Origin of the sequence: Gracilimonas qinghaiensis (assembly GCF_046602855.1) — a bacterium.
Taxonomy (GTDB): domain Bacteria; phylum Bacteroidota; class Rhodothermia; order Balneolales; family Balneolaceae; genus Gracilimonas.
Map to the genome: position 1 here is coordinate 560,193 of NZ_JBKINJ010000002.1, position 25,257 is coordinate 585,449.

Consider the following 25,257-nt stretch of genomic DNA (forward strand, 5'->3'; position numbering starts at 1 on the left):
ATTCTAAATAGATCAGTTGTAGTAACCAATGATATAACGAGCGAGATCATAAAAAAGTGGCGATCTCATCCAGTGATTTTTTAGAAATTTCCGGGACCTGAACACCTTCTTCAGGATAGCCTACAACCAGTAAAAGAAAGGGTTTTTCATGTGATGGTCTGCCCATGATCTCATTCAGGAATCCCATGGGACTGGGTGTATGGGTGAGAGTTGCCAAGCCGGACTTGTGAAGTGCTGTGATAAGAATACCCGTAGCTATGCCGACCGATTCCTTCACATAGTAGTGTTTTTCCTTTTCGCCATTTTCATCAAACTTATAGTTTTGGGCGAAGATGCCGATCAGATAAGGGGCTTTCTCGAGAAAGGGTTTGTTTTCATTCGTGCCAAGGGGTTGAAGATCCTCCAACCAATCTTCCGGTGCGCGCCGGTTATAAAACTCGTGTTCTTCGTTTTCAGCTTCAACTCGGATCTTTTTCTTTGTTTTGGGATCACTCACTAACACAAAATGCCAAGGTTGTTTATTGGCACCATTAGGTGCGGTACCAGCAGCAAGTAGACAATTTTCTATGATATCGCGGGGAACTGTTCGATCTGAAAAATCACGAACCGTTCGGCGATGCTTCATATCTTCATAGAATTCAAAGGCACGTTTCTTCATTTCTGAGACAGGACGCTCTTCATAATCGGTATGGGGAACAAAATTGGGGTCTCGCATGATTGGTTATTTAATTGGTTTAGACTTTAGATAACAAAAAGGTTAATTGAGCTGTTATTATTAAACTACTTGACACCTGACCCTATAGCCAGCCACCAGGGATGTACTTCAACTCTTAAACGGACTGTTTTAACCATTGGATCATTTTCAGCATATTTTTTCACCTGTTCCATAGTGGCACTATTGTAGACCGAGAATCCACGGATATCACTGTCGCCACCATTTGGTCCATTTAGGGTGATGCTTTTCTCATGCAAACCACCTAAATAAGCAAAGTGTTCTTGCTGTAACTGCATAGACTTTTCCTTACACTGACTTCTATTCTCTCCATTCTTTAGGAACAAGATGAAATACTTTTGCATGGTCATTTTTTCACCGGCCCATTCGTACTCAAAGGTTTCAGGTTGAGCCCCAGAATCAGCTTCTTGAGCATAGGTAAATTGGCATATTAGAAATAGTAGGATAAGAAGGAGTAGTTTTTCATAAAGAAGTAAGGGGTAATAATATGGATTAAAAGCGAATATAAGATTCAGGGTTTATATGTGTACCATTTTTTATGATCTCAAAATGAAGATGTACTCCGGTTGAGGTGCCGGTATTTCCGGCGCGACCTACTTCCTGACCTTTTTTAACGGTATCGCCTTCTTTAACACTGATCTTACTCATATGTGCGTAAACGGTTTCATAGCCATTACCATGTTTGATGCGAACCATTTTACCATAACCACGTCCGGTTCCAGCCTTAACAACCACACCCGATTCAGCTGCTACAATCTTGTCGCGCAAGTTTGCTTTAAGATCAACTCCCTGATGCTCACTTCTCCATCGCGGACCAAATGCTGAGGTTACAAAGGTATTACCCAACGGTTCAGAAAAACTCACAGAAGAGCTTCGGACCAGCGGTGGCAGATCGCGATCTGGTTTAGAGCCTCTTCCTTTCGATCGGCTCCATGGAATACCGATTGAAATACCAACAGAAAAAGAGACGGGGCTGAAGTCAAAAGAGCGAAAAGCGGGATTTTCATTGAAGCTGCGTTGTGGCATGATCGAGGTAGGTGCATTATAAGTATGGTTCACCGTCGCCTGAAGCCTTACAAAATTGAGCAGGTAATATTTGATACCTACGGTAAAAGCACCGGTAATATTATTTTCTCCACCGGTTGTTTCGGTCCAGATCGGCTTATTATTCTGATCAGTCGACCGCATAGTGATATCCCAGATCTTCCCTGTTTTAACACCGCCAAATACCCCGAATTTTGGCCATTGTAAACCTACCGTAGCCCCCAAGTTAACCTGGTTGAAGTCTACCGGACCACCAATGAAAACATCCTGTTGATCGTGAATGAGAAATTCAGTTTTACCGGCAAAATAGAGCCTGTATAAAAGATATCTTTCCAATTCAATTTCAACCATGCCTTTGGAAACACCATCTATATCGTAAGGGTAAGTGTCATTGGGAATGTAATTCAGGCCGAAATTCTTGAAATTATATCCAGCAGATAGTCTCCAGTCCTGCCCCACGATGGAACTGTTGATCAGTAAAAATAATAACCCAAATATAATAACAGGCTTTATCATTCAGTCAGACAGTAGAAAATATTTAAAGAATTATTGACCAATATAGTTTCTGTTTTGCAAAAATGAGACCCAATTTAATTGTTCTGAAAGGCGCTCTCCATAACGAGCCCTGAGACTCAAATTGTTCATGTTATCGATCAGATTATTGGCGACCGTATATTCACCTATAAAAGCTAATTTATGAATGGCTTTTTCAATGATCTTGAACCAATGCTGCTTGTAAGCCGTGTCCGGCATTAAACTGAGGTAATCATGAGCTTTATCAAAATGGTTAAGATCCAGAGCTTTACCCAGTGAAAGCATTTTATTTGGAGTATTCATTTTCAAATAATCCTCATTACCAACCAGTTGATCCGAGTACCTTTGTTTGAGAAGGAAACTCCATTGTGTACTGTCTCTTCTTAATTCTAATGTAAATCTGAAGTTTTCAGCTGATGATTTTGTAATATCACTACTGTATTTGCTAAGATATTGAGCAGCTTGCTTATAGCCTTTTGATAGAAACAGGGCATCGGCCTGTAAAACTTTAAGGTTTAAAAGAGAGTCTGAATCAGATATCTGTTCAACAACAAGACCCGGTTCATTCAATTCGAGTTTGGACCGGATCCACTCTGCTTTAATTAAAGCATTCTCTGAATTCAATTCATAGAGATCGTTTAACACATTGTAAGCACGGATGGTATCTTTAGATGCAAGCAGGTAATTGTATTTATCCCAATGTTTTAACTCTTCTGATATTGAGTGTGGACAGTCCTTCTGAAAGAGGGAACGTTGCGCAAAGATGAATTCAGATACTTGCTGGTCCACCGAGTCGATTTCCGTGTTTTTTAAGGTTCCATGCCAGCCGTTTATCAATTCATTAAATGAAAAGGGATAAGCCTTTTCAATATTCGCTGTGTGATAAGCCTTTTTAAAGTACTTAACAGGATAATTGGTCAGTAAATATTTAACAAATGAACCGGATGTAGTGTAACTGATTGCTCCGGCGCTTCCATAAAATCCTGTTAGTGATAAAGCTGATCTCATTTCATCAGCATCTGGCCAGGGTTGCTCTGCTGCTACGATCTGATGCAGCGTAGAAAGAGGTGAAGCATCCCCGGAAATTCCTTCTGAAAGTCCCTCAATAAGACCAATGCTCCAGCTACCGTTGAACAAAGAATTCCCAAATTGTTTGGAGATCACATGTACAAGCTCGTGCCTAAGAACCTGATCCAGTTGTTGTTTAGCAATGTGAAGCTGATCTTGATCTAGCCAAATCGGAACATAACTGGTGAATTTGGCACCCGTAATGGTCTTCTTTTGCCATGCATGTGCATAAAGATAGGATTCTATCTTATGCTCTTCAGGCCACTCGATATCCAGCTGATGTATGATCTGATGAAAATTAAATTCGTGATGCACTGCCCAGTATCGGACCTCATCCGGTGAGTAGAATTCTTCATCGTAATAAAGCTCAAAATGTTCTGTTTGATGATGACCTCCAAGTTCCGCCTGAATGGATTTTGTTGGACTGATTATTCCGGCTCCATCCAGATTGAGGTAACTAATTGTCAATAAAACCAGCACAAATGCGGAAATCAGTTTTGTGGTTAATCCCTTGTTCCAGTCAGGTATGACCCACAACAGAATGATCCAAAGCAGGGTAATAAATCGAAAGAGTAGAAAAGAGTCGGTCAAATTCACTGCTTCATCATAAATAGGTCCCGGCCACAGCCCCCAAACATGATTGTAGAAGTAAACCTGAGGTAACCTAAAGAATTCTATCAGTAAAACCCCAACAGCACAAAGCAGCAGCGTTAAAATAACTATGAAGTTGGGATAAGGGACCTTCAATTTGCGTAGGAATCGCCCGGTGGCCGTTCCCAAGAAGACACTGGGTACGGGAATGAAGATCCAAAAACCTATACCGTTTAACGTCAGGCATCCTGAGATAACCGCAAATACGAAGAGCGGGATGGCAGCAATATATATAATACCGAGAATCCGAAGACTGTTAAAAAGATCTTGTTTTGAAGTGGACGAGGCTGCTAGAATTCCACCCCAAAAACACCCGATTGTACCTGCCAGCATGGCCGATTCAAAATGCAGATCTCGCAAAAGTGGAATTGGTAATAAAGTGATTCCAATTAAAAATGGGAAAACATATTTGAGTGACTTGTTCAAGTGTTGAAATAAAGTGATGAGTTATAAAATAAGTTAGGAAAACAGAATGAATGGATATAAAAATTCTGAAGAACATAAACTAATAATATAGCTTAACTTCATCGTTCATCACTTCATCAACCCTGCCCAGTACACCCACCATATCAACATAAATTGAAGAGGCAAACGAAATAATAAGGCCCAAACATATGGAGTGAATCCTTTTTTGCGATAGTATTTCTGAAACATCTCAATGTTGGCAGGGAAAACAGCGAGAAGAAGGAGTGTCAAGCCACAGGCAGCATAGATTTGTACAGACGGAATCATTAAGCCAATTCCACCCGCAATCTCAAAGAATCCGCTTATTAGAACCAGGGATCTATGCCATGGCAAATATTCCGGCATGATCCTCATAAAAAACGTTGGTTTCATAAAGTGCAATATTCCTGCAAGTATGAAAAGAGAGCCAATGAGATACCGATGTAGTTGAGGGTCTGAAAGAGTGTCCATAAATAATCTTAAAGTGCGATGGCGTTACAGTGTTAAAGTAGAAATTAACTTTAACACCGTAACACATTAACATAATCGCACTGTAACGACAAACTCACTTCTTAAACATCGTGCTTAGAACAAACCAGATATTTTCTTTACGCTCAGCAAGTCTGCGTGTGAAGTAGGGAAGCCAGTCAGTTCCAAAAGGAACGTAAATACGTGTTTTATAACCTTCCTCATTTAGCTGAACCATAGTTTCTTCCCTTAGGCCGTACAGCATCTGAAATTCAAATCGGTCTTTTGAAATATCGTTTTCTATGGTGTAATCTTTGATCCAGTTTACAAGTTCATCATCATGGGTGCCAAAACGAGGGAAATCAGTTTTTGCCAGTAATACCTTTGTCTGATCTTTAAATGCCTCCCGAATGTCCGCCATTTTTTGAAGGGCAATTTTTGCAGGCTCATTATAAGCACCTTTCACTAAACGGATATCTGAACCCATTTCGGCAAGTTCATTGATATCGTTTTTGCTGCGATAAAGCATAGACTGTATCACAGTGCCAACATGATTACCGTATTTTTTCTGAGCCTCTTTGAAGATATCGAGGGTGATCTGTGTGTTATCTGAGCCCTCCATATCAATTCGAACGAACTGATCGTGTTTTTGGGCTATGTCCAGTAGTCGGAATAGATTTTCACGACAAAAGTCCTCATCAATATCGAGACCCATCATGGTCAGTTTGATAGAAATACTGCTATCAAGGTCATGTTCTTTAATGCCATCCAAAAGTTTGATATAAGAATCGACTGTGTCGGTGGCTGTTTGCCTGTCTTTGACGTTCTCACCCAGAAGGTCGAGAGTCAGTTTTAGATCTTTATTGTTAAGCTCTTTGGCTTTTGGAACAGACTCAGTAAAGGATTCACCGGCAACGAATCGTTTTGCAAAAATGAAAGGTAACTTCATAAAACTCCAAAAATGGTTAGGCAAAAAAGTTAATCATAATTACAGACTCAATCATTGTTTATAGTGTAACTATCCAAAAAATTATTCGTGTAACATTCACAGGTTCAAACAAACGGATAAAATTATGAGTAGAAAAAGAAGATTTATATGGATTTTAGCGGTCTCTTGGCTGATCGTGGGTGCATTGCTTTTATTGGCAGTTCAAACTGGACTGGCTCAGTCCTCAAGTGATGTATACAGGTCTGAGGAATTCAGTGTGTCGGGAAATGTTAGCCTGGAAGTACGTACGGCCGGTGGTAGTATCAAGGCGATCGGGTCTAATGATGATAAGGTTAGAGTTGAGATGTACGTAAGAAAAAGAGGTCGGTACATCGAGCCCGGTGAAGCAGATCTAAGTAAATATGATATTGAGATCACTGAAAATGGTAACACTGTCAAAGCGGTGGCTGAAAGAAAAGGAAGCTGGATCAATAAGGATAATTATTCAATATCATTCATTGTCTATACACCAAATGAAACAAGAACCAGGCTTAGAACTTCCGGTGGAAGTGTTTCAGCAAATAATCTCACAGGCACACAGGAATTGAGAACCAGTGGCGGAAGCGTGAATGTAGAAGGTATTGATGGAAATATGGTTCTGCGGACTTCAGGTGGCAGTATTGGTATTACCGATGCAGAGGGTAATGTTGAAGCAAATACCAGCGGGGGAACCATTAGGGTTAAATACCTTACCGGAGCTTTGGATGCCAGGACATCCGGTGGAAGCATCAACCTGGAACAAGTTACAGGTAATATTGAAGCAAGAACCAGCGGTGGTTCTATCAATGCTGAAATTTTGAGTCCTGCTGATAAAATAGAACTTAGAACGAGTGGAGGGAATATCAGGATCAAAATTCCGCGTGAGAACGGATATGACCTGGATCTAGATGCCAACCGGGTTTATGCTGAGCTAATTAACTTTAATGGAAGGGCAGAAAAGGATAGAATAGTCGGAGATTTTAATGGTGGTGGAACCAAGATTGAAGCTAAAACAAGCGGTGGTTCCGTTCGTATAGAATATTTGTAATCAAAACAGGTACAGGTTAAGATAAAACAGAAGAGCCGGGCCAAGTGTCCGGCTTTTTTGCTTTCCTGAAGTTTTGTGAAGTAATCTAATATATGGTCGGTAATATCAAATAAAGTGTAAATTACGGATAGGTTGTGTCGGTTTTTTTGTTTGAACCTTATGTCGGTTTGCCGCCGGTAAATCCTTATATTCAAGGTTCGAAAAATTCAGGAAAGATCATACATGTCCAAAACTAAAACGGCCTCTAAAGAAGCAAAAAAACAGGAAGAAGAAAGACCCATCATTATTAAGGGTGCCCGGACTCACAATCTGAAAAATATCGATGTTGAGATCCCTCGTGGCAAACTAACAGTAGTGACTGGAGTATCGGGCTCCGGAAAATCAAGTTTGGCTTTTGATACGATCTATGCTGAAGGTCAGCGCCGATATGTAGAGAGCCTTTCAAGTTATGCGCGTCAGTTTTTGGAGCGCATGGATAAACCCGATGTGGATTTTATGCAGGGGATATCGCCTGCCATGGCCATTCAACAGAAAACAACCTCCAGCAATCCCAGGTCAACGGTGGGTACTACAACAGAGATCTACGATTACGTGAGGTTACTGTTTGCGCGCGTTGGAAGAACTATCTCTCCTATTTCAGGTGAACAAGTCAAAAAAGATTCTCCCAGAACCGCTATAAAAAAGTTATATAACACTCAGGAAGAAGGCAGCCGTTTTTATATAGTGCATCCCATACCTCATCACGATAAGAAAAAGCTGGATGAGGAGTTAAAGGTATTGAAGGAAAAAGGGTTGACCCGCTTGCTTAATGTTGAAGATGAGAGCATTATCGATCTGAATACTGACGAGATCGATCTGAAAAAGTTTAAAGCAGATAAGCATAGGGTTCTGATCGATCGATTGGTTTTGAAGGATGATGAAGCTACAAAAACCCGTATTGCTGATTCACTCGAGACCGCTTTTCAGGAGGGCGCCGGGCGCTGTTCCATCAAGATGCGTAATGGAGAAGAACTTCATTTTAGTGAGCGTTTTGAAATGGATGGCATTGAATTCCTTGAACCCACTCCGCAAATGTTTTCATTTAACAATCCTTTTGGAGCGTGTGATAAATGTGAGGGTTTTGGTAAAGTGGCCGGTATTGATGAAGATCTGGTCATTCCGGATCATCAGAAAACGATCCGAAACGGAGCCATTGCGCCATTTACTTCACAAAAATTCAGTATGCACCTGCGGGACCTGATCAAGGTCTGTGCCCGAGAGAAGATCTCGATTGATACTCCTTACGCAGACCTTCCCAAAGAGGTGAAGGATATTATCTGGAAAGGAAAAGACGAATATATCGGTATCTGGAAGTTCTTTGATGAGATAAAAAATCAATCTTACAAAGTTCATATGCGAGTGTTGTATTCCCGATATCGTGGTTACAGTCGGTGCCCGGAATGTGAGGGATACCGGGTTCGTAAAGATGCGTTGTATGTGAAAGTAGGAAATCTGCATGTAGGGGAAGTTTCGGAGCTGACTATAGGACATGCCAGAGACTATTTTGATAAGCTTGAACTCACTGATTTTGAAGAAGATGTTGCAGGACAGATCTTGTATGAGATAAGAAAACGACTCAAATATCTGGACGAAGTTGGGCTGGATTATTTAACACTTGATAGACTTGCCAACACCTTGAGTGGAGGAGAGTCACAACGAATAAGTCTTGCAAATGCTCTGGGGAGTTCACTGATCGGAAGTATGTATGTTTTAGATGAACCCACGATCGGATTACATCCACGTGATAACGACCGATTGATCAAGATACTCGAATCTTTACGTGATATTGGAAATACAGTATTGGTGGTAGAGCACGATCCCGAAATGATAAAAGCCGCAGATAATATCATTGATATTGGTCCTTTTGCCGGGGTACACGGAGGCGAGGTTGTCTTTCAGGGTTCGGTCGATAAGCTCATCAAATCTGATACATTAACGGGTAAGTTTCTAAGTGGAAGAAAAGAGATCCCGATCCCTAAGAAACGAAGAAAAGGAAATGGGAAAACTATTTCGCTGGAGGGTGCTTCTGAACATAACCTCAAAAATATTGATATAGATTTTCCGCTTGGCATGATGACAGTTGTGACAGGAGTATCCGGTTCTGGTAAATCTACCCTGGTTCACGATACTTTGTATGCAGGAATCCAAAATCATATTGGTTCTTATAATGATAAGGTCGGTCGCTTTTCTGACTTGTCGGGTATGGCTTCTATACACGGAGTGGAAATGGTAGATCAGAGTCCGATCGGAAGATCTTCAAGGTCAAACCCGGCTACATATACAAAAGCTTTTGACGGTGTCAGGGATCTGTTTGCCAATACTAAGCAGGCTAAGATAATGGGATACACACCGGGGCATTTTTCTTTCAATGTACCGGGAGGGCGATGTGAGAATTGTCAGGGTGAAGGTGTGCAGCGCATTGAGATGCAGTTCATGGCTGATATTGAACTTACCTGTGAAGTCTGCAATGGAACCAGATATAGAAAGGATGTGCTGAATGTGAAATACCGGGGGAAAAATATTCATGATGTATTGGAGATGCCTGTTTCTGAAGCCATTGAATTCTTTGTGGATGAAACCAGTATTGTTAATAAACTGCAGCCTCTCGAAGACGTGGGGTTAGGTTATTTGCAACTAGGGCAGAGTGCAACCACACTTTCAGGTGGAGAGGCCCAAAGGGTAAAATTGGCCCGTTTCCTGTCTAAGACATCCACAGATCACACACTCTATTTCTTTGATGAACCCACAACCGGACTTCATTTTGAAGATGTGGCGAAGTTATTGGATTCATTCAATGAATTGGTGGAAAAGGGACACTCGGTCATAATCATTGAGCACAATATGGATATCATAAAATGTGCTGATTGGGTGATAGACCTTGGACCTGAAGGAGGCTTTGGTGGCGGTCAGGTCATTGCTGAAGGAACACCTGAAGACATTATGAAAATGGATAAGAGTCATACAGGCCGTTTCCTTAAAGATTATTTAGGAACATAAAATAACCGAAACAGCAGGTACATCTGAAGATCAAATAATATTGTGAAATGGAGTCAATTTCGTTAAAATGATTAGATGAGGTTAAAGAGTTTAAAAAGCTGAATATCAATAAAAACAAGGGTCAAAATGAAAAGTAAAGTTACCATTCTCAGTATAGTAACAGGATTTATTCTTCTGTTCAGTATAACGGCGCATGCTCAGGTACTGCCTAAGTTCGGTGTTAAAGCCGGTCTAAACTATTCTACTTTCAATAATGCAGACGGAGCCGAATATAAAGCCGGGTTTTTAGGCGGAGTGTATGCCAACTTTAAAATTCCGGCCACGCCGATGGCGATCCAGCCTGAGATCCTGTATGCTCAGTACGGAGCAAAAGCCGAAGGTACAGACGTTAAATATTCCATTGATTATGTACAAATTCCGGTACTGGCTAAGTTTGGTTTTGGTGCACCGGGCGTTCCTGTAAGGCCTGAAGTATTCTTTGGACCGTATGCAGGATTCAATATTAACGCAGACGTAGAGAATAGTCCTTTTCAGGTTGATGCTAACGAGCTGGTCAAAAATTCTGACTGGGGAGTGGTGGTTGGAGCAGGAATTCAGGTATCAAAGTTGAACTTTGAGTTCAGATATACAGCCGGATTAACGGATGTTTTTGAGGATCAGTATGCTGATGGGGAGAAAAACGGCGCGTTCTCTCTGACAGTTGGTGTGAATTTTTAAATGATCAGATCGGTATCGATTATTCGATAATTTAAAAGGCAATGATTCATCATTGTCTTTTCTATATCTGATAGATTTTATTCACCATAAAACCTGATGGGGATATTGACCTGAATGAGACCCCATTTTAGTGACATGGTTGTCATATTGTGCTGTGCCTCTGAAAACTCGATAGTGAATGCCTCAACAGGATCTGTCAGTTGAGTGACGGGAAACTTCATGCGCTTATAATCTCTGTCAGGGTTATAACTAAAAGCGCCCCACTGTCCAAGATCATGATTCAGAATAACCGTAAAAGAATCAGGTTCGGGAATAGTAAATAAGGCATATGTTCCCGGTGAAATTGCCTGCTCACCCATCAGTACCGGTTCTGTGATAGTGATCTCGGTAGCTTCGTTAGCTCCGGTTCTCCAAACTTCACCCCAGGGCTGCAGATCTCCAAATATGGTACGATCACGTCTGTAAGGCTGCCCATAAACCACTTTAATGTATGTGCTGTTGCTCTTGATGGAAGCGATAGCGATCGGACTTTTGCGAGTTTCAACTATTCCATCTTCGTCAGAATTTTTATTACCACATCCAATTATGAAGGATACAGAAATCAAGAATGCTACAATATAAATTGAGAATGTACTGAGTGATCGATTCATTAGAATTGTCCAAATATGAATTGAGTCCGTTTTCTGGTTGGTTCGTATGCAAGTCCAACTCCGAAGTCGAACAGGACGTTCGACACCTTAAATTGAAGGTGAAGGCCTCCACCGAAAATACTTCGGCTGGCATCAAGCAGGTCATTTGAATCCATATCAGCCAAAGTATGAGAAAAGGCTGTTAAATAGATGCTGCTTAAATATAAAGGGACGGTCAGTCCGCCATTATCAGGGTAAAATAACGGGATGGTGTAACGTGTACTGATACGGCCAATGTGGCTGAAACCTTCACCGGAAGTGAGGTTGAAATTTGGGAATTCATCATTATCAAAACCAAGGGGTACAATGGTGTCGTTGCTGTAAATGGGTGAGTCGCTTTGCTGTAGAAACTGTAAGTCTAACCGAAGAGATTGATTCCATCTTCTGAGCGGGGATACAAATCCAAAAGCACCATAGTAGGCTGACCATTGATCAGAGAAAACACGGTTTGCAGGTCCACCGGGAAATTGAATAACAGCCGTGGGTTCATTGAGTGTCTTTTCATAAATACCAAAGAAAGAGATGCCGGAAGAAGGCTGTATATCCCGGGAAAGATTCAGGATACCAAGGCTTAACTGCGTGAAGACCTCGGCACTGTAGCGTGTAGAGAAGTCAGACAATTCATTGGGACTCAGATCATAATACTTGAATTGTTCGGCATTTATGGCGGGGTAAAAGCTCAGTGAGCTATAACGAGTATCACCGCGGAATGTGTAATTAAAGGGGAATGTCAAGCCAAAACCCCGATCCTGTCTCATTAACGAGAAAAGGTCACCTGAATTGGGATCCTGGGCAACAAAGAAATTTGGATCACTGTAAGCTGAAAGTTCAAATCCGGGATAAAAGGTTTTGTTCATGTAAGTAGCATCATACCAGATCCGGTCTTGAATACCAGAAACTTCTATGGAATAAGCTTGTGAAGAGAGGGGATCGATACTTGAGATAACGGCACCAATCTGAGCTGAACCTGATTTATCCTCATAGGATGGGAATATTGACCTAGGTTTTAACCAGCTTAGATCCCCTCGATAAGAGGTTTTCTGAATGCTTTTGATCTCATCGATGATCTTATGGCCCAAAAGTGGCCGGCTTAACTCTTCATTCAAATCATTACCGGTCAGGAGTGCTGAGGGTAACAATTTTTGGTCATGGAAGTTGTTTCTGTCGAGCACAGCCAGTTTGCGTTCGCTATTCTGTTGCAGGATGTAAGCAATGCTATTTCCATCTGGAGAATAGGATCCCTCAAAAGCATTGAATAGAGAGCTGGTAATTTGGGTTATGTCTCCGGTATCAAGATCATACTCGTAGATATTCATAGCCGGTGCACCATCCAGGGTAAACATGAGTTTGTTTTGTGTTGGGTGCCATTCAGGATCATGGACTGAAGCATCTTTAAAAGCAAGGGTTGGTTCCTCAATCAGATCGGTTGATATATTATTCAAAGAAGTGATCCACATTGCCTGAACGCCTCGCTGGTTAACAATAACTGCAATCTGATCCGGTTCATTGGGATTGAACTCAAGGCTGATCGGGTTGGCATCCGTGAACTCTTTAACTGTCCGGGTTTCCCCATTTTCCATTACTTCAACGATTCTTCCATTTGTACCGGCTGTTTGAAGGGCAAGTGTGATCTCCCCGTTTGAAGTAGGAGCAAAGGTTCTCTTATTTCGAGTGAGTTTTTGAGTTTTTCGAGATGACAAGTCTAATCTGTTAACATCAGAAATATACGTGCGCGGAAAAAGAGGGTCTCTCTGGTAGCTGCTATACAGGAGTTCTCCATTTTCGATCTCAAAATTGTAATCAGAAACGCCAAAAGTTTCTTTGAGGAGCTTGAGATCACCTGTGGTCAGGTCATATCGGTAAAACCCGACGCGGCCATTGTAAAAGGAACCATAGAATAAAAAAGAATTGCCATCGATCCATTTTGGAGCATGAGTTTCTTCACCTTTAAACGGAGTATCAATGATCTCGGATCGTTCTGTCGTATTTACCGAAATATTTGAAATGCGATTCTCTTCTTCAGCTTCCAGGTCGGCCTCGTACATATCATAAAGCTTACCGGGCCATTCACCTGTTTTCATGCGAAGGGCAAACCCATATCCCAGAAAGAAATTGTGATAGTGATAACGGATCGCATTTTTAGATACCTCATCACCGTACTTATTTTGCATCCAGTCCACAAATGAATATCCGGAAATGTAGTGTCGGTTAAATGGCTGTGTATAATCAGATGGGATAAGTGTTTGCCCCATGTTCCAGCGGTTTGGTCCTGCAAAGTTTGAGTTGAACCGGTTCATGGTAAAGGTGTAATTACCCCTTCCTCCCATAGGTGCTACTGATTCTGTTTCGTAATACACGGCAAGCCCTTCGTGTAATCCATAGGGAGGGAAACCATGGAAGGTCCGAGCCAGATCAGGCGAAAAGAGACTTACAAAATTGGGAATACTGATCTTCTTTTCCTCAAGTGGCATTTGGATATTGAAATGGGCTGCATGTACGAGCTCATGGGGTAATACAGTCTCAAGCCAATCGCCGGATTGAGGATTCATTCCCTTACCTCTGATAGACGGAAGTTCGATCTCAGAGCGGAAGTTGATAGAGGTCACATATCCATTCGACAGGTCATTATAATTATTCAGAATAACGGGAAAGTTCTTAAGCGTACCGCCCGTAAGTTCATAAGTTTTTGCATAGTGACTCTCAAGAATGGCTGCAGAGCGGTAAGCAAGAGAATCCTCACCGTTTGGAAAGATGATACGGAAGTGTTCGGTCCTGATCTCCTGCCAGTCTAGCCCACCCGGCCGGTTAACTGTCAGAGGCACATATAGTTGTGAAAAGACAACTGATGGAAAGAGTAATAATGCGAAAAGGATGGCAACCTTAAAAAATTTCATCATGCAACAAATTTAAATTCAGGCAAATAGTGATAGATCGCCCAATAATGTGAAAAAGCCCCGCCCATTACAAATAAGTGCCAGATCTCATGGAAACCAAATGCAGTTGGAATTGGGTTCGGTTTTCTGATGGCATATATAACAGCTCCAACGGTATAAAACAACCCACCCAATGCTATCCAGTAAATAAATGCAGGTGGCAGGATCTTCCAGATCTGGGGGAGGATAATCACAGATACCCATCCCATTAAAAGGTAAAGGGCTGTAGAAAGCCAGCGGGGGGCATCAAGCCAAAGAGTTTTTTTAAGAATGCCGGCAAGGGCAAAGACCCAGATGCCGATCAGCATACCCCATTGCCAGGCCCCTTGCAGAGCTATGACACACATTGGAGTATAACTGCCCGCTATCACAACATAGATCATGATATGATCGAACAGTCGAAATAATTCTTCTGTTTTATTTTGAACATTCAAAGTGTGGTAGATGCCGCTTGAGAGAAACATCAGGATCACAGATAACCCGTAAATAAAAAACGAGACCTGATAGGTGAGTGGACTGTCAGAACCCGCTTTCATTAAAAAGTATAACCAAACGGCTGAGATCAAAGCTCCTAAATAATGGGAATAGGCATTAAAGGGCTCTCTTGGAGGATATAACTGTTGCAAAACGGATAACTAATTATAGGCTAACAAATCAATATATGGTTTCTGAATCATATATAAACGAATGTAATAATAAGTATTAAAAACAGCTTACATGAAAAATCGCCAGTAGAAAAATATAAGGGCAAAAGTGGTTAGAAAGACCAAGCCGATCCAGCTGAGATAGATCAACCATTTTTTAGGTTGGAACCCTTCATCCACCTGATCGGAAGTAATGAGCTTGTAATTAATATAGGCCAGGGCCGGTGCCGTTAAAAATGAAAGGGAGGTGGCAAGATCAATGATGTATGTAAACTGACTGCCGGTTATGTAGAGCAATCCAATAGAGATTAATGAAATGAGAATCATAAGGTTCTTGTAAGAAAATAGTTTTGAAATTTTCACTGAATTTGGATCCAGCACTCTGATGATCTCCCGGCTGACTCTGGGATAGGAATCCGTAACGGTGAGTGTGGTACTGAACATGGTGGTAAAGGCACAGATGACAATGATCCAGTGCGCCCATTCACCAAGAGTTTGAGTATAAAGATCGATAAGCTGTCCGGCAAAAGCGGTTCCGGCAGATGAAAAGCTAACGCCTGCTCCAAACATGACCATGGCCCCGAGTCCCAGGAATATTAGCGCAAGTATCGCTGAACCGATATATCCGATGTTGAAATCCAGCAAGCTTTCATTGAGAGTTGACCGGTGGTTGGTCTGTTTACTGCGCTCAAGGGTCCACAGTGAATGCCAGGCTGCGGCATCGATGGGGATTGGCATCCAGCCCATTAAAGCGATCAGGAAAGTGATGCCCGCTACATTCCAGATAGAGGGGGCTTCAGTCAGGGATGGAGTGTGACCGTCAAAAAGAGCCACACCAAAAGCAGCAAGGGTAGATAGACTCAATACAACCATCACCACTTTAATGATAGAGTCTAAAGCGGAATATTGTCCCCGGATCAAAATAGTGACACAGATTGCCAGAATGATCACACACCAAGCAAGCAGTGGCAGATTGAAACCGGTTAGTTCAATGGCCAAACTAGCTGTTACAATAGTTACTGCCGCCTGTATGGCAAACATGGTTCCAAGCGTAAAAATGATATAGATCCATAATGCCCATTTGCCCATTTTTTGGTACCCTTCAATAAGGCTTTTTTCCGTAGCAACTGCAAAGCGTGGACCAAACTCTAGAAAAGGATATTTCATTAAGCTGGCCAGGATCACCGCCCACACAAGTGTGAACCCATAATCAGCTCCGGCGCGCGTGGACTGAACCAGGTGAGAGACGCCAACTGCCGCTGCCGCAAGAATAAGGCCGGGGCCAAATGCGTATTTAAAGGTAGAGTTTATCTTGATCAATGGTAGAATTATTAAGTATTCAAGGTTTGTGATGATACATAAACCATAGTAGTCTCACTAAATCATTTTAAAAACATTTTTCATTTTGAAGTAGTACCATACTATTCGTAATTAAAGATATAAACACTAATTAAATTAAAAGCCCATGAAAGCTATCTTTACAGCTGTTTTTTCGTTGCTATTTGGGGTGATGGTTCACGCTCAGGTATTGAATCCTGAGCCCGTCACGCTCGACTATTATTTACCCGATGATGTTACATATGACCAAAGTATTCCAAAGCCTGCCGAAATATTAGATGCTGAGCTGGGAGAGTGGCACGTTCGTCATGATCAGCTCGTGAATTACATGTATGCAGTGGCGGAAGCTTCTGACCGTGTAAAGATCACAGAGTATGCAAGGACCTACGAAAATCGTCCGCTCCTAATGCTTACCATCACTTCGCCGCAAAATCATCAAAATATTGATCAGATCAAGGAAGACCATCTGAAACTGACCGATGCTTCCGTGTCTGATGATCTGGATCTCTCTCAGATGCCGGCCGTAGTGACCATGAGTTATAGCGTTCATGGTAACGAGCCAAGTGGCTCCAATTCCTCTTTGGCGGTTGTTTATTACCTGGCCGCTGCACAGGGATCTAAGATCAATAACATGCTGGATAATACTATCATCAATGTAGATCCAAGTATTAATCCTGATGGTTTAGATCGTTTTGCTCACTGGGCGAACACTAACAAGAGCAAGAATGTGCTGGTAACCGATCCGCAAAGCCGTGAGTTTGATGAAACCTGGCCGGGGGGGCGTACTAATCACTATTGGTTTGATCTGAATAGAGATTGGATGCCTATGATCCATCCGGAATCACAGGGTAGAGTTGCTAAATTTCATGAGTGGGTGCCACAGATCCTGACCGACCATCACGAAATGGGAACCAACTCCACCTTTTTCTTTCAGCCCGGCATACCTTCCCGAACGCATCCTTTGACACCACAGCGTAATCAAGCACTGACAGGAGCTATTGCTGAATATCATGCTGAAGCTCTCGATGATATCCAATCTTTATATTACTCTGAAGAAAGCTTTGATGATTTCTATTACGGAAAAGGATCAACCTACCCTGATGTAAACGGCTCGATCGGCATTCTGTTTGAGCAGGGTAGTTCACGCGGTCATGCACAGGAAAGCATTCACGGAATTCTGGAGTTTCCATTCACTATCCGAAATCAATTTGTGACCTCACTTTCCACCCTTGAAGCTGCTCAGGGATTAAGAGAAGAATTGCTTGCAAATACGAGAGAATTCTATCAGGAGTCGGCTGAGGAAGCAGAAAATGCACCAATCAAGGCCTATATATTTGGAGAGGAAGCAGACCAGGCACGCAGTATGCACCTGGCAGAGATGCTGGAAAGAAATCAGATCGATGTGTATGAATTGAGTCGCGATTATGGAGATTTTAAAGCAGGAGAGGCTTACATAGCGCCAACAAATCAAAAACAATACAAGTTGATGACGGCGATGTTCGAACGCCGGATCGAGTTCACTGATAGCCTGTTTTATGACGTCTCTACATGGACCATGCCATATGCTTTCAATCTGCCATTTGCTGAATTGGATCGTGATTACGATTCTAATATGCTTGGTACAGATTTTACTTTAGAGGATGTTGAACTGAAAGGAGAGTTGATCGGCAATAAAGCTGAGTATGCTTATGCTTTTGAGTGGGATGAATACTACGCCCCAAGAGCTGTTTACAGATTACTGGCAAACGGTGCCCGGGTTAAGGTAGCTTCAAGACCATTTCAGTCAGTGATCACCAACGGAGCAAAACAATTTGATTATGGAACCATCATGGTTTCCATGGGTATCCAGAATGATCCTGACAAGGTACATGATATCATCAATACCATCGTAGAAGAGGATGGAATAACAGTATATCAATTGCCGACAGGTTTGACCCCATCAGGTATTGATTTGGGTAGCCGAAACTTTGAGATGCTACAGGAGCCAAAGGTAGCAATGATTGGAGGCGAGGGAACCAGTTCCAGTGAAGTGGGCGAAGCCTGGCATCTGCTTGACCAGCGGTATCACATGCCAATGACTATCCTTAAGAACGAGAATCTGAATCGTATGGATCTGAGTCGTTATAATGTGATCATTGCAAGTTCCTACAGTATTTCTGATGGTGCGGCTGAGAATTTGAAAACATGGGTTCGTCAGGGTGGCACTTTACTCGTGTTCAAAAATGCGATTCGCTGGGCTAAATCGCATGGACTGGCTAACGTTGAATACGTTGACCGTGGTGAGGATGAAGATTCAACGGTGACAGTACGTCCATATATCAAATCCGGTCAAGACCGGGGAGCTGATGTAATAGGTGGCAGTATCTTTAATGCAAAACTTGATCTGACACACCCATTGGGTTATGGATTCAATAGTGAAGACCTGACTGTCTTTAAAAATAATACCCTATTTATTCAGAAAGGAGAAAACCCTTATTCCACACCATTGTACTATGCTGAAGAAGATCCGCTTGCAAGTGGATACAGTAACGATGAAAATCTGGATCTGATCAAAGGTTCCGGTGCGGTTGTGGTAAGTGGATTTGGCCGTGGTAACGTCATTGCCATGACAGACAATCCAAACTTCCGTGCATTCTGGTATGGAACCAACAAGTTGTTTGCCAACGCTATTTTCTTTGGAAACAATATTAGCGGAAGTACTACGAACTGATATTTTTAATGAATAGGATAGATAGAAAGCCCCGGTGTTTATATTTACATCGGGGCTTTTTTATGTTTGTAAGGATTAATGGCTCAGCTAGCCGGTGTACATAATATGCAGAGTCGAAGACTCTTTAAGCCTGCCTATCACGATAATTAACCGATCTCAAATTACTTTTATCATCTTTCAAATTGGTCTCAGCGCCTGGAATCATATCTGTGTTATGGGTAGATTCGCAAAGCCATTTGTCGTCTTCTTTTTTGACTACAAAGCTGAAAAAATTATGTCTGAGAGACGGAGCCTCGTTTTCTTTTATAGGGGTTTGATCCTTTAGCCTCATGCGGGTATGAACAACAGCAATTTCATCAGATAGAAATTTTACAGAGGTTTTCAGAAACTTGAGATCTGAATTTTCAAATATATTCTCAAACCCATAAGCATGTGCTTTCCTGATGTCATCTTTGGTATGTCACCATAGTCCGACAACGTTTACAAATTCCGCATACTGTGTAAACAGGGACGCCAGGAACTCAGCATCTTTTTGCATCCGGCTTTAACAAAAAGAGCCGGAATTTCTGCCGGCTCTTTTAGTTGCTTTAAATGATGTATTCATATATGTTTACAGGTCATTTTACTTTTTCGCCGTTGATGATCACACCTGTTATGTTAGTAACGTATTCAAGCGGATCGCCGTTGAACATTACCACGTCCGCATCCTTTCCTTTTTCCAAAGAACCAACGCGTTCATCGATTCCCAAAAGTTTAGCAGCATCAATGGTTAATATATTAAGAGCGTTTTCTTTTCCCAATCCGTTGGCTGCTGCTACTCCAGCTTCATAGTGAACGACCCGGGTTTTGGGTACATATCCTTCATATCCACTTTGGAAGGCGAACGGGATACCGGCATCGTGAAGCTTGGAGGCTGTTTCCATGGATGCATTCTTGGCATCACCACCGGGTCGGATCATAGATGGGTGAATGATGACAGAATAACCGCCGGCCTTGATCTCGTCCATGACCATATAGGCTTCAGCTACTCCATCCAGTATCATCGGAAAGCCAAATTCTTCCTGTAGGCGAATGGCCGACATGATATCATTGGCTTTATGAACTGTGACGAGGGCTGTTTTCTTACCTTCAAGTAAGTCGGCTAAAGCTTCCATACCCAAATCTTTACTGTGTTCTTCCTCACCACTTCTCTTCTCGAGATAAGCCTGAGCTTTGACAAGCTCCTGTCTCAACATGGCAATTCCTTTGGCTCGTGTTCCGGGCTTACTAAAAGCACGGCTCAGATTATTACCCAAAGTAAATGCAAGCATTTTTGATGGCTCAATCAAGTTATCGTTAACCGTTTCGCCGGTGGTTTTGACGATCATGGTTTGGCCACTGATTAGAGCTCCGGGTCCATGTCCTGTGTGAACGGTTGTTACTCCATGATCACGCAAAAATCCAACCAAAGCTTCCTGAGCATTATAGGCATCAATGGCTCGTAATTCAGGTTGAATCGGATTGGATGTTTCAAGCTGATCCTGATCATCGTCTACATTTAAGTGGCCGGCAAGGCCAACCACTGAGTGAGCATCGATGAAGCCCGGAGTGACAACTTTGGCTTCATATACTTCGTAGTTTGAAGGAATATTGATGCCAGAACCTACGCGTTCAATTTTCCCATCTTTGATTAGAACCACGCCATTTAAAATAGGCTGGCCAGCCATGGTATAAACGGTTTCACCTTTAACAGCGATCTGTGCCTCGGTGTTGAAGCTGAATGTAAGTAAAAGTGCCGGCAGCAATATTAATTGTTTAAATAATCTCATTTCAAACCTCCTTCTCCGTGATGTGTATGAATAGTACCGGGATAGATCTGATATCCACCGGTGGCATATTTTTTATCCTCTTCGTTGCTGCGGTCCCAGACTTTTTGTCCCTCGATCCAGGTTTCCTGTATGTGTGTGTAAACACTAAAGGGATCTCCATCAAGAATGATAAAATCAGCATCTTTTCCATTTTCAAGAGTACCTACTCTCTCATCTATGTCCATCATAATAGCATTTGCTACAGTGACAGCCTTTAAAGCTTCATCACGGCTCATGCCTTCACGGATACCGAGGGCAGCATGGCGTAAAAACATTCTGGAGTCAGTAACGCCGTCATCGGTATGAAAACCAACAAGAGCTCCGGCTTCTTCCAGATGCTTACCATTGGAGTTTCTGATCTCAGCTGCCTCTACTTTACCGCCAAATGAATCCAGAGTGATGATGGAGGCACCGATGACGTGATCAGCATCAGCAATCTCATCAGCCACTTTCCATGCTTCACTTACGTGTTGCAATACAAGTCTGTAGCCGAATTCTTCAGCTAGTCTCATAGCCGTTAGAATATCCTGATGCTTATGCGTATGATTGTGTACAATTCTTTTGCCTTCAAGAACTTCAACCAGGGTTTCCATTCCAATGTCGCGCGCGGGCATTTTACTTTCGTCTCCGTCAGCGGCCTCGATCTTGGCTTTGTATTCCTGAGCCTTTACATATAACTCACGAACCATAGCGGCAGCTTTACTTCTAGTGCCGGCTGAAGGTGGGTTACCTCTGGGATTGGTTCCGTTGGCCATTTTAAGTCCGCCATAAATGGTTTTTTCTTCATCCGTGTATAACAGCATGTCTTCGATGACATTAGCTTTGCGCAACTTCAGATATACGGTTTGCCCACTCATTAAGTGCCCTGAACCCGGCATTACGTTCACAGAGGTTATACCTCCTGCTAAGGCTCGTTTAAAAGAAGGACTTCTTGGGTCAATAGAATCCAGAATGCGTACATCAGGGTGTAGCGTGGCTGAACGGTCGCCGCCGTCGCCATCACCAACGTGTGAATGTGTATCAACGAGTCCCGGCATGATTACATGTCCGGAAACATCATGAACATCGGCATCTGTTGGAATTCGGGTATTGGGACCACCAACTGCGGTGATCTTACCGTCCTCAACAACAAGAACGCCATTATTGATAGGCTCGCCTGAAATAGGTATGATCTGAGCGCCCTTAAAAACTTGTGGAGTGGATTGTGAAAATCCTTCTGCTCCAAAGAAAAGCACACAAACCAATGCGAGCAATAAGCTTCGTATCGGTTTTTTCATAAGAATATGATTAGTTAAAATTTAGATGTGCCCAATTTATAAAAAAACAGGTGTCATAAAAGAGTTGCTTCGTAAAAAGTGGAAAATGGAACAATCTTTAGTAGTTTATATAAATATTGTTACAAATCAGATAGACTAAAATCATGAAAAATAAAGGATTAAAAATATTAGCAGGAATTTTAGTGATTATTATAGCCGCGGTACTGGTAATCACGTGGTCACTAGATGGTATGATCAAATCCGGAATTGAAGAGAATGGCTCGGAATTATTACAAACCAGTGTTACGGTTGATAATGTAAGTGTTTCAATATTTGGCGGTAGCGGAACGATCAATGGATTCACTGTTCAAAATCCCGAAGATTTTAGTGAAGAACCGGCGTTTTATATTCAGGAAGCTTCCATGAAAGTTGATATTTTATCACTCTTCTCCGATCAGATCGTAGTGAATGAAATTATTGTAAAAAACCCAGACCTTTTTTTCGAGCAAATTGGTATGGGTGTAAATCTCAAAAAGCTAAATGATAACATGGATTTGGCTTCTGGTGAACCATCTGAAACCTCTTTAGTTATTGATTATTTGCTGATCGAGGATGCAGAGGTAACGGTGAGCAGTAGCTTGGAAAGAGATCGGACTACCGAGGTTACTCTTGCAGAGTTTACACTGAATGATATTGGGCGCAATGGAAATAATACCGTCAAACAAAGTGTACGGCAAATCTTAAAGCCTTTATTTCAACAGGCCATGGAAGAAGCACTGAAAAGCGGCGTAACCGAACAGCTGGAAAATAAAGTTAAGGATCTGTTTGACAATTGATTTCAAAAGAATAGTGTTCTACGAGAGATGATCCATTATTTGGCGTAAAGAGTTTCAATTTTTGCCAACCTTTCATCAATCATTTCTCTAGAGTACCATTTACCCTGCACCATCACACCGAAGTGATCCTGAATGACTGACAGATCTTCTAAGGGATTGCTATTTAATAAAATGAGGTCGGCTCGTTGTCCTTCAGCAATAGTTCCAAAATCGTCCCAGTCTGCAAAATATTCTCCCACGTTTTTGGTTCCGCTTTGCAGTATCTCGAAATTGGTCATGCCGGCCGACTGCATATGAGGAAGTTCTCTGTGAATCGAAATACCGGGTACGCTAAATAATTGCGGAGCATCGGTTCCCATCAGGATATTAACGCCGGCATTATTCATTTCAGAAAGGATCTTTGTACGAAATTCAGCCTGTTCGGTTGGATTTCCAATGGTATATCCTGTCTGAGGATCGTTAGCAAAATTGAAATAGTTCTGCCGTACAGCAGGGGGTATATACTTAAGCTCATTGTATTCTTTCATAGCTTCAAAGTCTGCGGCTCCTATAATGGTTTCCCACAAGGCCATTGTTGGGACGATACAAACGTTGTTTTCTTTGGTTAGCCTGATGACCTCAGCCAACCTTTCTTCTTTCTCATCCCCTACAAATTGGCTCAAATAACTCACATACCCGTCAACGTGGTCGATGGTGATCTGTCCGGATTCGATGGCATGTATCACGCCAACATCTTCCGCAACGTGCCCCCCAAAGGTAATGCCCACTTCATTGGCCGCCTCAACCATAGCATCATATTCTTCAAGGGATAGTCCGGGGTGGATCTTCAGCAGATCCCAACCCTCCTCATGTTGTCTTAGGACTCGCTCTCTTGCTTCTTCAGGCGAGGAAATGGTGTTGCCGTTAAAACTTGGTCCGGCGAGATATAAATTTGGTCCAATATAAGCACCCGAATTCACGCTGTCCTTCAGGGAGAGCTGATCTTCATACCCCAGCATTCCCCGAACGGTTGTGATACCGGCCGAAACGTACAAAAACAGGGTGTTTTTCACATATTCTTCATTGAAATAATCAGGCGCGTTCGGACCGGGATTACTTGGCGGAACATGGCCGTGCATTTCAGCTAATCCGGGCATTAGATACTTATCGGTTCCGTCAATGATTGTGGCATCAGATGAAACTCTAACTTCCATTGAAGGACCAATCTCAACGATGCGATCTCTTTCAATAATAACGGTTTGATCTTCCATGACAACATCACTGTCCATGGGAAGAACAGAGACATTAGTAAATGCAGTTTGTGGTTGATATGAGGTGCAAGACATTATGAAACAGGAACTCAATAACAGACATAAAGCAAGGTTTTTCATTGTAGGATCAATTAAGATTGTTTGTAGGTAAGAATATGAAATTTTAGGTCAATTTAAACTGTCTCTCTTTTAAAGTTCTTTTTCAAACTGTCAATGGCGTCGCGAACAGTTTTACTAAAAGAACCTTTATCTTCTTTGATATCTTCAGGTTTTAACACCTCCAGTTTACGTGCGCCTCGGTAAAAGAAATACATGCTTATGGCCATCACCGTATGTGCCACATCCAGATGATTGAACCATGTGTGTAATCCAATTTCACTGGTGTAAAAGAAGGCTGCAAGTGTGGCGAAGATAACTGTTAGGAAAAAGATACGGCTGCCTTCATTCCTGGTTCGCCAATAGACCAAAAAGTGAAGAGGTAACACTACTAATCCTAAACCATATGCAGAGTGAACTTGTATAAAGAAGAAGTTTAAGGTGCTAAAGGTGATAACAGCAAAAGTAAGTAATTCCACCACATTGGCAACCTCCAGAAACTTGCCAAATTTATCATTGATAACGGGTTGAGCGTGCATAATAGAGGCGCGCTCTATCGCCATTACGGCTAGCATACTGATAAGCCAGCCTGGGAGTTTCCATTCCAGACCTACAGCATATTGAAAAGCGTGCCCTAACACTCCGCCCAAAAAAGTAGCCACCGCCATGATGCCAAAATACCATCGCATGTACTGATGCACTTTTCCCTTTTTATTGAGCTTGATGAGTTTTAGTAGAGCAAATAAGCATACAGCAGTGATCCAAAGGTCGGTAAAGGTAACCATCGGTTCCATAATGGTGATACCAAATACTTCTATAGATGGCTGACCGGAGGCAGATTGTACGACGTCGTTTTCCATGTATGCACGAATTAAGAATTCACGGAAAATAACAGAAAAGAAGAGATTGTCGAAGGGAAAGAATATTATGTAAGGAACCGGAAGTTCA

20 protein-coding genes are annotated in these 25,257 nt (G+C 42.2%); 5 read left to right on the top strand and 15 right to left on the bottom strand.

The window, feature by feature from the left end; genetic code table 11:
- Positions 1 to 46: 46 nt before the first annotated feature.
- The 6 genes from ACKGJO_RS12370 to ACKGJO_RS12395 form a co-directional block, all read right to left on the bottom strand.
- On the bottom strand, positions 47 to 715 hold the full coding sequence (locus ACKGJO_RS12370; protein ID WP_411323751.1) for a nitroreductase family protein: 669 nt from the start codon (positions 713 to 715) through the stop codon (positions 47 to 49).
- Positions 716 to 780: 65 nt separating this feature from the next.
- Positions 781 to 1,077, bottom strand: coding sequence for a YciI family protein (locus ACKGJO_RS12375; protein WP_411323752.1), 297 nt, complete (start codon positions 1,075 to 1,077; stop codon positions 781 to 783).
- A 148-nt stretch (positions 1,078 to 1,225) separates the two neighbouring features.
- Positions 1,226 to 2,293 (bottom strand): M23 family metallopeptidase, encoded by a 1,068-nt coding sequence (locus ACKGJO_RS12380; RefSeq protein WP_411323753.1) that lies wholly within the window; start codon positions 2,291 to 2,293, stop codon positions 1,226 to 1,228.
- A 30-nt stretch (positions 2,294 to 2,323) separates the two neighbouring features.
- Positions 2,324 to 4,456: a hypothetical protein gene (locus ACKGJO_RS12385; RefSeq protein WP_411323754.1), complete on the bottom strand. Its 2,133-nt coding sequence runs from the start codon at positions 4,454 to 4,456 to the stop codon at positions 2,324 to 2,326.
- 108 nt (positions 4,457 to 4,564) lie between these two features.
- The gene (locus tag ACKGJO_RS12390) at positions 4,565 to 4,945 is read right to left on the bottom strand and encodes a DoxX family protein (protein ID WP_411323755.1); all 381 of its coding nucleotides are present in this window, start codon (positions 4,943 to 4,945) and stop codon (positions 4,565 to 4,567) included.
- 94 nt (positions 4,946 to 5,039) lie between these two features.
- On the bottom strand, positions 5,040 to 5,891 hold the full coding sequence (locus ACKGJO_RS12395; protein ID WP_411323756.1) for a proline dehydrogenase family protein: 852 nt from the start codon (positions 5,889 to 5,891) through the stop codon (positions 5,040 to 5,042).
- A 124-nt stretch (positions 5,892 to 6,015) separates the two neighbouring features.
- Here ACKGJO_RS12395 and ACKGJO_RS12400 point away from each other — a divergent pair, with 124 nt between their 5' ends.
- The 3 genes from ACKGJO_RS12400 to ACKGJO_RS12410 all read left to right on the top strand — a co-directional run bounded on the left by ACKGJO_RS12400 (position 6,016) and on the right by ACKGJO_RS12410 (position 10,710).
- Positions 6,016 to 6,957 carry a DUF4097 family beta strand repeat-containing protein gene (locus ACKGJO_RS12400; protein WP_411323757.1) on the top strand — a complete coding sequence of 314 codons (942 nt, stop codon included), beginning with the start codon at positions 6,016 to 6,018 and terminating at the stop codon, positions 6,955 to 6,957.
- Between the two features lie 222 nt (positions 6,958 to 7,179).
- Positions 7,180 to 9,993 carry an excinuclease ABC subunit UvrA gene (gene uvrA, locus ACKGJO_RS12405; protein ID WP_411323758.1) on the top strand — a complete coding sequence of 938 codons (2,814 nt, stop codon included), beginning with the start codon at positions 7,180 to 7,182 and terminating at the stop codon, positions 9,991 to 9,993.
- Positions 9,994 to 10,119: 126 nt separating this feature from the next.
- Positions 10,120 to 10,710, top strand: coding sequence for a porin family protein (locus ACKGJO_RS12410; RefSeq protein WP_411323759.1), 591 nt, complete (start codon positions 10,120 to 10,122; stop codon positions 10,708 to 10,710).
- 77 nt (positions 10,711 to 10,787) lie between these two features.
- On the opposite strand, the gene ACKGJO_RS12415 is transcribed toward ACKGJO_RS12410, so the two are convergent.
- The 4 genes from ACKGJO_RS12415 to ACKGJO_RS12430 all read right to left on the bottom strand — a co-directional run bounded on the left by ACKGJO_RS12415 (position 10,788) and on the right by ACKGJO_RS12430 (position 16,296).
- A complete protein-coding gene (locus ACKGJO_RS12415; protein WP_411323760.1) occupies positions 10,788 to 11,360 on the bottom strand; it encodes a DUF2911 domain-containing protein in 573 nt (190 codons plus the stop codon).
- Positions 11,360 to 14,296 carry a hypothetical protein gene (locus ACKGJO_RS12420; protein WP_411323761.1) on the bottom strand — a complete coding sequence of 979 codons (2,937 nt, stop codon included), beginning with the start codon at positions 14,294 to 14,296 and terminating at the stop codon, positions 11,360 to 11,362. The genes ACKGJO_RS12415 and ACKGJO_RS12420 overlap by 1 nt, the downstream gene beginning before the upstream one ends.
- On the bottom strand, positions 14,293 to 14,958 hold the full coding sequence (gene trhA / locus ACKGJO_RS12425) for a PAQR family membrane homeostasis protein TrhA (RefSeq protein ID WP_411323762.1): 666 nt from the start codon (positions 14,956 to 14,958) through the stop codon (positions 14,293 to 14,295). The genes ACKGJO_RS12420 and trhA overlap by 4 nt, the downstream gene beginning before the upstream one ends.
- Positions 14,959 to 15,045: 87 nt before the next feature.
- Entirely contained in the window at positions 15,046 to 16,296 is a 1,251-nt protein-coding gene (locus ACKGJO_RS12430; protein ID WP_411323763.1) for an Nramp family divalent metal transporter, read from the bottom strand.
- Between the two features lie 145 nt (positions 16,297 to 16,441).
- On the opposite strand from ACKGJO_RS12430, the gene ACKGJO_RS12435 reads away from it, so the two are divergent.
- Entirely contained in the window at positions 16,442 to 19,024 is a 2,583-nt protein-coding gene (locus tag ACKGJO_RS12435; protein ID WP_411323764.1) for a M14 family metallopeptidase, read from the top strand.
- 124 nt (positions 19,025 to 19,148) lie between these two features.
- Here the strand turns inward: ACKGJO_RS12435 and ACKGJO_RS12440 are convergent, their stop codons facing one another.
- The 3 genes from ACKGJO_RS12440 to ACKGJO_RS12450 form a co-directional block, all read right to left on the bottom strand.
- On the bottom strand, positions 19,149 to 19,469 hold the full coding sequence (locus ACKGJO_RS12440) for a nuclear transport factor 2 family protein (protein WP_411324089.1): 321 nt from the start codon (positions 19,467 to 19,469) through the stop codon (positions 19,149 to 19,151).
- 172 nt (positions 19,470 to 19,641) lie between these two features.
- Entirely contained in the window at positions 19,642 to 20,832 is a 1,191-nt protein-coding gene (locus tag ACKGJO_RS12445; RefSeq protein ID WP_411323765.1) for an amidohydrolase family protein, read from the bottom strand.
- Positions 20,829 to 22,148, bottom strand: coding sequence for an amidohydrolase family protein (locus tag ACKGJO_RS12450; protein WP_411323766.1), 1,320 nt, complete (start codon positions 22,146 to 22,148; stop codon positions 20,829 to 20,831). The genes ACKGJO_RS12445 and ACKGJO_RS12450 overlap by 4 nt, the downstream gene beginning before the upstream one ends.
- Positions 22,149 to 22,291: 143 nt before the next feature.
- On the opposite strand from ACKGJO_RS12450, the gene ACKGJO_RS12455 reads away from it, so the two are divergent.
- Positions 22,292 to 22,963 carry a DUF748 domain-containing protein gene (locus ACKGJO_RS12455; RefSeq protein WP_411323767.1) on the top strand — a complete coding sequence of 224 codons (672 nt, stop codon included), beginning with the start codon at positions 22,292 to 22,294 and terminating at the stop codon, positions 22,961 to 22,963.
- Between the two features lie 35 nt (positions 22,964 to 22,998).
- Here ACKGJO_RS12455 and ACKGJO_RS12460 read toward each other — a convergent pair whose 3' ends face one another.
- Positions 22,999 to 24,213 carry an amidohydrolase family protein gene (locus ACKGJO_RS12460; RefSeq protein WP_411323768.1) on the bottom strand — a complete coding sequence of 405 codons (1,215 nt, stop codon included), beginning with the start codon at positions 24,211 to 24,213 and terminating at the stop codon, positions 22,999 to 23,001.
- 173 nt (positions 24,214 to 24,386) lie between these two features.
- Entirely contained in the window at positions 24,387 to 25,169 is a 783-nt protein-coding gene (locus ACKGJO_RS12465; RefSeq protein WP_411323769.1) for a DUF6962 family protein, read from the bottom strand.
- Positions 25,170 to 25,257: the final 88 nt, after the last annotated feature.